At 51.5% G+C, this 8,393-nt stretch carries 11 protein-coding genes; 9 read left to right on the top strand and 2 right to left on the bottom strand.

The genetic code is table 11. The features are described 5' to 3' along the window. The 4 genes from FG166_RS05170 to FG166_RS05155 form a co-directional block, all read left to right on the top strand. A partial coding sequence (locus FG166_RS05170; RefSeq protein WP_003683025.1) for an NAD(P)H-binding protein occupies positions 1–413 on the top strand: 413 nt, incomplete at its 5' end. An 84-nt stretch (positions 414–497) separates the two neighbouring features. Then, on the top strand, positions 498–1,091 hold the full coding sequence (locus FG166_RS05165; RefSeq protein ID WP_003683026.1) for a flavodoxin family protein: 594 nt from the start codon (positions 498–500) through the stop codon (positions 1,089–1,091). A 77-nt stretch (positions 1,092–1,168) separates the two neighbouring features. Further along, entirely contained in the window at positions 1,169–1,705 is a 537-nt protein-coding gene (locus FG166_RS05160; protein WP_003683028.1) for a GNAT family N-acetyltransferase, read from the top strand. After that, on the top strand, positions 1,705–2,130 hold the full coding sequence (locus FG166_RS05155) for an OsmC family protein (protein ID WP_003683030.1): 426 nt from the start codon (positions 1,705–1,707) through the stop codon (positions 2,128–2,130). Before FG166_RS05160 ends, FG166_RS05155 begins: the two co-directional genes overlap by 1 nt. A gap of 129 nt (positions 2,131–2,259) precedes the next feature. Here the strand turns inward: FG166_RS05155 and FG166_RS05150 are convergent, their stop codons facing one another. Further along, positions 2,260–2,604, bottom strand: coding sequence for an Rrf2 family transcriptional regulator (locus tag FG166_RS05150; RefSeq protein WP_240839890.1), 345 nt, complete (start codon positions 2,602–2,604; stop codon positions 2,260–2,262). 141 nt (positions 2,605–2,745) lie between these two features. On the opposite strand from FG166_RS05150, the gene FG166_RS05145 reads away from it, so the two are divergent. The 5 genes from FG166_RS05145 (at position 2,746) to FG166_RS05125 (ending at position 6,792) form a co-directional block, all read left to right on the top strand. After that, complete coding sequence (locus tag FG166_RS05145) at positions 2,746–3,648, top strand: glycine betaine ABC transporter substrate-binding protein (protein WP_003684836.1); 903 nt, start codon at positions 2,746–2,748, stop codon at positions 3,646–3,648. Positions 3,649–3,798: 150 nt separating this feature from the next. After that, positions 3,799–4,443, top strand: a complete 645-nt coding sequence (locus tag FG166_RS05140; protein WP_003683036.1) for an ABC transporter permease — start codon at positions 3,799–3,801, stop codon at positions 4,441–4,443. After that, positions 4,424–5,191: an ABC transporter ATP-binding protein gene (locus FG166_RS05135; protein WP_003683038.1), complete on the top strand. Its 768-nt coding sequence runs from the start codon at positions 4,424–4,426 to the stop codon at positions 5,189–5,191. Before FG166_RS05140 ends, FG166_RS05135 begins: the two co-directional genes overlap by 20 nt. After that, positions 5,188–5,817, top strand: coding sequence for an ABC transporter permease (locus FG166_RS05130; RefSeq protein ID WP_003683039.1), 630 nt, complete (start codon positions 5,188–5,190; stop codon positions 5,815–5,817). The genes FG166_RS05135 and FG166_RS05130 overlap by 4 nt, the downstream gene beginning before the upstream one ends. A gap of 15 nt (positions 5,818–5,832) precedes the next feature. Then, the gene (locus FG166_RS05125; protein ID WP_003683040.1) at positions 5,833–6,792 is read left to right on the top strand and encodes an alcohol dehydrogenase catalytic domain-containing protein; all 960 of its coding nucleotides are present in this window, start codon (positions 5,833–5,835) and stop codon (positions 6,790–6,792) included. A 92-nt stretch (positions 6,793–6,884) separates the two neighbouring features. On the opposite strand, the gene FG166_RS05120 is transcribed toward FG166_RS05125, so the two are convergent. Then, complete coding sequence (locus FG166_RS05120; RefSeq protein ID WP_012391236.1) at positions 6,885–7,937, bottom strand: 2,3-butanediol dehydrogenase; 1,053 nt, start codon at positions 7,935–7,937, stop codon at positions 6,885–6,887. Positions 7,938–8,393 lie beyond the last annotated feature (456 nt).

The raw sequence follows: 8,393 nt of genomic DNA, 5'->3' as shown, positions 1-8,393 counted from the left end.
TCTGGTCGGCCGTCGTGGATCACGACCAAACTAACCGGCCAACCAAAAACATCATTGCGGCCGCCAAGTTAAACGGGGTCGAGCGGGTGGTAGAAACCAGCCTACTGGGCCTCTACAACGAAGTGCCCGGTGAATTCGGGGACTGGAACCGGGACTACGGCGGTACTGACCGATCAACTGCTGGCGGAGTCTGTTTTAACTTATACCCCTTACGCTTACCGTGGCTTAACGACCGGCCGGAGGTTAATTACACCCTGACGCACCGCCACGACCAGTTCGTCGGGGTTTCGGGATCCCGCCGAAGCATTGCCGACGTGGTCTGCCGCATCATTGCCGACCCATCCCTGGGAGCTAACGATAGTCTTGGGATTGGCGATCCCACTACGGAAGGCGCCACCCGACCAGTTTATTAATCAGTTTTGGTAATGGTTAACCCCCGTAAACGAAATTGAAGGGGTGCACCGCTTCATTTATCCTTACTTTAAGGAGGGTTTTGGATGGAAAAGAAGATTTTAATCGCCACTTACTCTTGGTCTGGCCACACCAAACGCTTAGCCGACCAAATCGCCAAGCTCTTGCCAGGAGCTGACCAATACCAAATTGCGGTCCCGGCAGGCACTTATGACTTAACTGATATGTACGCCACTTCCGACCGCACCAAGAACCAGCTTGCAACCGGTGAGCTGCCACCGCTGGCAAACCCAATTCCGGAACTGGATCAGTATAACCTTATTTTAGTGGGGTCCCCGGTTTGGTCGGGCCAGCCAGCGGTCCCGGTCAAGCAGTTCTTAAACCAACTCACTAATTTTGCCGGTCACCTGGCCCCCTTTTATACCGATGCCGGGGTCGCTAACACGCTTCCCAAAGATGCCGGTGCCGCTTCTGGGTTGATTAACATGATACACCAGATCGGTTCCAGCGTTGGCCTTGCCTTAATCGTTGGGGTTACCGGTGGGATGACCCATGGGGTGGCTTCTTATCGTCAATCACTATTAATGTCAACGATCTGCGCCACTATTACCCTGGTAATCATTGTCTTCGTGGTAATTCCCGGGGAGCAGCGTAAGAACCAATTGAAGTTGAAGCACTAAGCTAGGCGGGCTGGGCATTTAATAGCGCCTAGTTTTAATTCGGTTTATAATGGAAGAAAAGTTAAGGAGCTTGCCCAATGAAAATTACCCCCGAACTAGTTACCACCGATCCCGCCTCAATGAGGGTCTTACAACAGTTAGCCTGGGAAACCTTTAAGGCGACCTTTGACGCTAACACCCCGCCAGACGAGATAGCGGCCTTTTTAAAGGAATACTACACCACCGAGTCAATGGAAGCGGAATTAACCGATCCCAACACCGCTACCTACTTCTTTAAAAACGAAGAGGGGGAAGTAGTTGGCTTCTTGAAGCTTTCCTGGAAGGACGCCCAAACCGAACCGGATTACCCCGACGCCATGGAATTACAGCGCATCTACCTGCGGGTTAAATACCAAGGTCACCACCTAGGGCGGCAGATAATGGATTTTGCCATGCAAGAAGCTAAAAAATCGGGCGTCCCGCGGGTCTGGTTAGGGGTGTGGGAACATAACTACCCGGCCCAAAAGATCTATGGGCGCTACGGCTTTAAGCGGGTTAGTCAACATACCTTCATGGTGGGCGATGACCCGCAGACCGATTTCATTTTAATGAAGGACATGACGGAGGAAGACTAATGGCCGATTACCAAATTCACACCGTTTTACGCCAGGTGGGTTGCCAAGTCATCAATAACGACGGCACCCACCAGTGGTTACTTGACGAACCGTTGACCCAAGAAGGGACGGATGCAGCGCCAAACCCGGTTCAATCCTTATTGGGGGCCCTCGGGGGTTGCCTGTCGCTGACCGCCTTAGACGTGATCCGCCACAAGCAACTAGATGTCAATCGCTTTGAGCTCGAGATTGAAGGGACCACCGATTACCTACCAGGGAGCCGCGCTAAGGCCCTTGCCACCGTTCACGTGACGGTTAAGTTAGCGACCTCAATGACGGATAAGGCGATTGACCGGCTCCTAAAGACGATGGATAAGTACTGCACGGTTCACAACAGTTTGAGCGACCGGGTTGTCTTTTCAATGGAGGCAAAGCGAATTGAATAGAAAAAGGAGCGCTACGGGAAACCGTGAACGCTCCTTTTTATTCTTGTAATTTTTCTTGGTGCAACTTCAAGTTGATCTGGTCCACGATATCGGCTACGGTTACGTTATTGAACCGAATCATCGCTGCCGCTATACCTCGGCTAGGATTGGTTGAATGTGACCACCGACCTTACACTGGGGGTTAGTATCGGGGTTAACGTTGAAGAGGGGGTGGGGACCATCGCTCTCTTCGACGGCCAAATAAACATCGTATAAGGTAATCTTCTGCAGGTCCCTAGCCAACCGTGGCTGTGCCGTCCCTTGGGTAGTTTGGACTAAGCCAGCCTGCCGTAGGTTCCCCATTAACCGCCGTACCATGACCGGTGAAATCCCGATACTCGATGATAAGAGGTCACTCGTGATTCGGGCCTCCTCGTAAACCTTCAGAAAGCACAAAATATGGATAGCATCGCTAAAGCGGGTTGAAGCACGCATTTTCTCACCTCGTTCCATTATTAATTACAAGTAAAAACACTTTGATAACCTAATCCTATCACACCAGCCTTGAATAAGCTATTCGATTGTGTTATTGTTACTTATGAAATCACAAGTACTAAGAAAAAGGAGCGATTAAATATGAGAAAATGGGTTCGGCGACTGGTGGCCACCGTTGCCGTCACTGCTTTGGGGGCCCTAGCCCTTCCAACAACCGGGTTCGCCGCTAATAGTAAGACCCCGATTATCGTCGGGTCCAAGAGTTTCACCGAGAGTAAGGTCGTCAGTGAAATTTACGCCCTGGCCTTGGAAAAGGCCGGTTACAAGGTGACCCGTAAACAAAATATCTCTAATTCGGTCGTTTTTAAGGCGGTCCAAACCGGGCAAATTGACGTTTACCCCGAGTATACGGGGACAATTGTGGACGCCTACTTAAAGCAAAGCACCACCAATAAGAACGCTAAGCAAATTGCGGCGGCCGCCAAGAAGGGGGTCGCTAAGTATAAGTTAACGACCCTGACACCGGCACCGGGTAATGATTCACAGGGGATCGCCGTTACCACCAAGGTAGCCAAAAAGTACGGCCTCTACACGATCAGCGACCTGCAAAAGAAGGCCAACAAAATTCGCTTCGTCTCGCAAGGGGAATTTGACCAACGGGCCGACGCCCTGCCGGGGATGGTTAAAAAGTACGGTAAGTTCGACTTCAAGTCCTCAAAGGACTACGATGACAGCTTGAAATACAAGATCCTCTCCGAAGGCAAGGGGGATGCGGCGCCGGTCTCGACTACCGACGGGCAACTGGCCAATGGCAACAAATACACCCTCTTAAAGGATGACAAGCACCTGTGGCCAGCCTATAACTTGGTCCCGTTGGTTCGGAATTCGACCCTCAAGTCGCACCCGAAGATGGCTAAGGCCTTAAATCAGGTCGACAAGAAGTTAACAACTAAAACCCTGACGGAATTAAACAAAAAAGTTGACGTCGACGGGCAAAACTACCAAACTGTGGCTAAGAACTGGTTTAATAAAAATATTAACTAGGATTGGGGGCTAGGGGAAAATCCAATTTTCTCCCGGCCCCTTACTATTCTATGCTGATTAGGCGGAAAATACGCCCCCATCACAGCAATTCTAGCTGATCTAGGTCAGTTATTGCCACTTTCTTCTTTATTAATACCGGAGGTCCTGACCGTGCTTACGCAAATCATCCATTACTTTCAAACTAACCACGCCCAGTACTGGGGCTACGTGGGCCAACACCTGGTACTGAGCTTTTCGGTCTTAGTGATTGCCATGCTGATCAGCCTGCCGCTAGGGTACCTCGGCTCAAAACACCCCAAGGTGGCCCTAATTTGTTCATCATTTTCCCAGGTCTTGCGGATCATCCCCAGCTTGGGGCTCTTATTCCTCTTGATTCCGCTGATTGGAACCGGAGTTGTCCCGGCCGGAATCGCCCTGGTCATTCTTGCCATCCCACCAATTTTAATCAACACGATCCTAGGCTTTAATGAAGTTGGGACGATCTACCAAGAAGTAGGGGTCGCCCTCGGAATGAACGAACGCCAACTGCTTTGGCAAGTAAAAGTTCCCTTAGCCCTGCCCTATCTATTAAACGGGATTAAGCTCGCCCTGATTGAAATTATTGCTAGTGCCACTTTAGCAACCTATATCGGCGCCGGCGGGTTAGGCACCCTGATCTTTACCGGCTTAGGCCTGTATGACATGGCCGACGTGATCATTGGTGGGGCCAGCGTCGCCATGCTCTCTTTAATCACAATGGTCGGCTTCGACCTCCTCATCCGAAAGGTGGAAAACCATGAACCAACCCGAAATTGAATTTGAACACGTCGTTAAGCGCTTTGGTCAAACAACGGTCATCCCGGACCTGTCCTTTACCATTAACAAGGGGGAGTTCGTGACCGTGCTGGGGGCATCTGGCTCGGGGAAGACGACGACCCTCAAAATGATCAACGGTCTTTGGCAACCGACCAGCGGCACGGTTAAGATCGGTGGTAAAAAATTAACGGAGCACAACCAAGTGGACCTGCGGCGCCACATCGGCTACGTGGTCCAACAGATTGCCCTCTTTCCCCACCTGACAATCAAGCAAAACATCGCCGTTGTTCCTAAGCTGTTGGGGTGGGAGCAAGCTAAAATTGACCAGCGAGTTGACGAACTATTGGACCTAGTCAAACTTCCCAGCGACCAGTACGCTGATCGCTACCCCGCCCAGTTATCCGGGGGGCAGCAGCAACGCGTCGGCCTCGCCCGCGCCCTGGCCGCCAACCCCGATTTCATCCTCTTTGATGAACCGCTCGGCGCCCTAGATGCCTTAACCCGGATTGATTTGCAAAAGGAAATCAAAAACCTCCACGCTTCGCTTGCCGATAAGACCTTTTTCTTTGTTACCCACGACATTAACGAGGCGCTTTATTTGGGGCAGCGGGTCATGGTGATGAACAGGGGACGCCTCGAACAGTTTGCCAGCCCGGAAACGATCGTCCAACACCCGGCGAGCCCCTTTGTTGAAGAGCTACTGGCAACCGAGGAGCGTAACCAGGAACTCTGGAGGCGACTGCAATGATTACTTATTGGAACCAAAACGCCACCACCATTCTAACTGATACCGCCCAGCACGCCCAGCTCGTCTTAACGTCGCTATTGATTGCCCTGTTGATCGCCACCCTCTTAATCCTGCTGTGCTTACACCACGACCGGCTGTTGACTGGGTTAACCTACGTCTTTTCCCTGCTGTATTCGGTGCCGAGCTTCGCCTTTTTCGCCTTGCTCCTACCGCTAACCGGGTTGGGCGACACTACTGCTACCGTTGTCTTAGTCGTTTACAGTGAGTACGTCCTTTTGCGGACCTTTATTACCGGACTCCGGGCAATTGACCCTAGCTTAGTTGAGGTTGCCTACGGAATGGGGATGACTAGCCGGCAGGTCTTTTTCAAGGTTCAACTACCGCTGGCGACCCCGGCGATTTTCTCGGGCCTCCAAGTAGCCCTAGCGTCAACGATGTCGATTGCTACGATCGCCGCCACCATCAACGCCGGCGGGCTAGGAAACTTGCTGTTTGAAGGCCTCCAAACCCAGCAGTTGCCCCCCTTGTTATGGGGGATCATCATGACGGTCGCCCTGACCCTGGTTAGCATCGCCATTTTACGAATCCTGCAGCATTTTCTTCGACCACGGTTTAGCACTAAATAATGAGGAGGCGCCCTGATGAAAGCGATTGTCATTTACCAGGCCGGGGGACCCGACCAACTAAAACTCGTTGACCTACCAACCCCGCAACTTCGCCCTGGGTGGTCACTGGTTAAGATTCACGCCTTTGGTCTTAACCACTCGGAGGTCTACACTAGAAAGGGGCAATCGCCAACGGTGCATTTCCCCCGCATTCTCGGCATCGAAGGGGTGGGGGAGATCGCCCAAACGACCGACCCGCAACGACTACCCGTTGGACAAGCCGTCATTTCCATCATGGGGGAGATGGGGCGCAACTTTGACGGTAGTTACGCCGAGTACGCCCTGTTACCTAACCAACAAATTTACCCGGTCACGACCGACCTTCCTTGGTCCCAGCTGGCCGTCTTTCCCGAGACTTACTACACCGCCTACACTTCGTTAAAGAACCTCCGGCCCGCTCCTGGCGACCGCTACTTAATTCGCGGTGGTACCAGTGGGGTCGGGATTGCCATGCTAAATTTGATCCGGGCCAAGGACCCCCAAGCCTACGTCGCCGGCACCTCACGCTCACTTGCCAAAGCCGCGCGGATGAAGGACGCTGGTTACTCAACCGTGATTAAGGACCAAAACGGGCATCTCCAAACGGCGGAAAAATTTGATAAGGTCCTTGAATTGATCGGGCCGGTGACGGTTAAGGAAACCTTCACCCACGTTAATGAGGGCGGGATCGTCTGCGTGACGGGGCTACTCGGCAACCAGTGGACCCTAGAGCATTTTGACCCGATCACCGACATCGCCCCGGGCGCCTACCTGACCGGGGGCTACTCGGGGGCGGTCACAGAAGAAAAGATTAACGAACTCTTCTCCTACCTGCAGAGGTATCAGGTAGCCGCGAAACCCGACCGCATCTTTGCCCTTAGGGACCTGCCGGCCGCCCACGCTTACCTCGCCTCTGGCCAGAGCATGGGGAAGGTCGTTATTGACGTCGATGCCTGATGACGGAGAACCTGGGACATGCCTCGATTATCTACTAACGCAAAAAGAGACTGGAAACGCTGCGTTTTCCAGTCTCTTTTTTACTGTTTTAACTAGTCGTCTTCGCCATCGACGTTGATCAAAATCTTTGCTTGGGCCTTATCATTGGTGAGGGCTTCAAACCCATCGGATACCACTTGGTCGATCGTGATTTCCTTGGTGATGACCGGTTCCACAACCAACGAGCCCTTGGTAACCAGGTCGACCGTTTGTTGGAAGGTTTCCCGGGAGTAAGCGATTGTGCTGGTGATCTTAACCCCGGTATTGGTCAGCTGCATTGGGTTAAATTCGATTGGGTGGCCGTAAATGGCCACAATTACCATCGTACCCCGTGCCTTAGTGGCTTCGATGGCTTGGTCAAAGGTTGGCTTTACCCCAGCCACTTCAAAGGAGACGTCGACCCCGCCCGGAACGAGCTCTTTAATCTTCTTTACGGCGTCTTCTTGGTCGGACTTGATGACGTCGGTCGCCCCCATTTCAAGGGCCTTCTTCAAACGAACCTCTGACAGGTCGGAAACAATGATCTTGGAGGCCCCGGCCGCCTTGGCCGCCGCCGCTACCAAGACCCCAATTGGACCAGCCCCGAAGATGGCCACGTTTTCACCAAACTTGAGGCCACCTTCCTTGATGGCTTGAACGGCCACTGCCGTTGGTTCAATGGTGGCTGCAATCCGCAACGGGAAGTCCTTTGGAAGTAGGTAGAGGTTTTCTTCCGGGATGTTAACTAACGGCGCTAAACCACCATCGCAAGCAAGTCCGATGAAGGAGTAGCCATCGTATACGTCAACGTTGTCGGGCACCTTGCCGTGGGTGACAGTCGGGTTAACGCTAACGTGGTCGCCAACCTTAAACTTGGTAACGTCTTTACCAACCTTTTCAATTACCCCGCAAAATTCGTGGCCCAAGGTCACCGGAGCTTCACCACCGGTTAATTTATCCTTGTGGCCGACCGGGATGAAGATTGGTCCCTCTTGGTATTCGTGGAGGTCACTCCCACAAATCCCAGTCCAGGCAACCTTAACCACCACTTCGTTATCCTTAGTTGGTTTCAGATCAACATCTTCAACCCGAATGTCTTTTGCACCATGCCAAACTGCAGCTTTCATCTTCATGAACCTCCTGTTTCGACCTGTGTGACGTTTCTACACCTGAAATATAACATGCTCATTTTCGTTTTGCAAGCGCTATCATTTATTTTTAAGTCAAAAGGGCGATGATTGTTAAGCAAAAGTGATCACCATCGTGAATTATTTGTCTAGCTAATTTGATTATTCTAGCCATTCAGGCCTTAATTAATGCATTTTTGCAAATCTGATCACCATTCCTAGCTTGTGAAATGAGCGTTTAACTTTCGGACACTATTTTTCAAACTAACGGAAGGATCACAAACTTTGATTGGTTTTTCGATAATTTTTAGGAGGGAACAGAAGCTCCCCCCATTTCCACCAAAAGTAAAACCAGCGCTCAAGGGTACTTACTGGGTCAATCCGTGCTATTATTAAAGAAATTTCATTTTTGAAAGCGGGCAAGGAAACACGTTCTTTTAAGGACGTGATGAATTA

This window comes from Limosilactobacillus fermentum, assembly GCF_013394085.1.
GTDB lineage: Bacteria > Bacillota > Bacilli > Lactobacillales > Lactobacillaceae > Limosilactobacillus > Limosilactobacillus fermentum.
Note: the sequence above shows the minus strand (reverse complement) of the source record. Positions and strands in the feature narration are given on the sequence as shown.

What these genes read in the sequence shown, in the direction of transcription:
- FG166_RS05165 (WP_003683026.1), top strand. Translation starts at nt 498, where the DNA reads ATGGAAAAGAAGATTTTAATCGCCACTTACTCTTGGTCTGGCCACACC.
- FG166_RS05160 (WP_003683028.1), top strand. Translation starts at nt 1,169, where the DNA reads ATGAAAATTACCCCCGAACTAGTTACCACCGATCCCGCCTCAATGAGG.
- FG166_RS05155 (WP_003683030.1), top strand. Translation starts at nt 1,705, where the DNA reads ATGGCCGATTACCAAATTCACACCGTTTTACGCCAGGTGGGTTGCCAA.
- FG166_RS05150 (WP_240839890.1), bottom strand. Translation starts at nt 2,604, where the DNA reads ATGCGTGCTTCAACCCGCTTTAGCGATGCTATCCATATTTTGTGCTTT.
- FG166_RS05145 (WP_003684836.1), top strand. Translation starts at nt 2,746, where the DNA reads ATGAGAAAATGGGTTCGGCGACTGGTGGCCACCGTTGCCGTCACTGCT.
- FG166_RS05135 (WP_003683038.1), top strand. Translation starts at nt 4,424, where the DNA reads ATGAACCAACCCGAAATTGAATTTGAACACGTCGTTAAGCGCTTTGGT.
- FG166_RS05130 (WP_003683039.1), top strand. Translation starts at nt 5,188, where the DNA reads ATGATTACTTATTGGAACCAAAACGCCACCACCATTCTAACTGATACC.
- FG166_RS05125 (WP_003683040.1), top strand. Translation starts at nt 5,833, where the DNA reads ATGAAAGCGATTGTCATTTACCAGGCCGGGGGACCCGACCAACTAAAA.
- FG166_RS05120 (WP_012391236.1), bottom strand. Translation starts at nt 7,937, where the DNA reads ATGAAAGCTGCAGTTTGGCATGGTGCAAAAGACATTCGGGTTGAAGAT.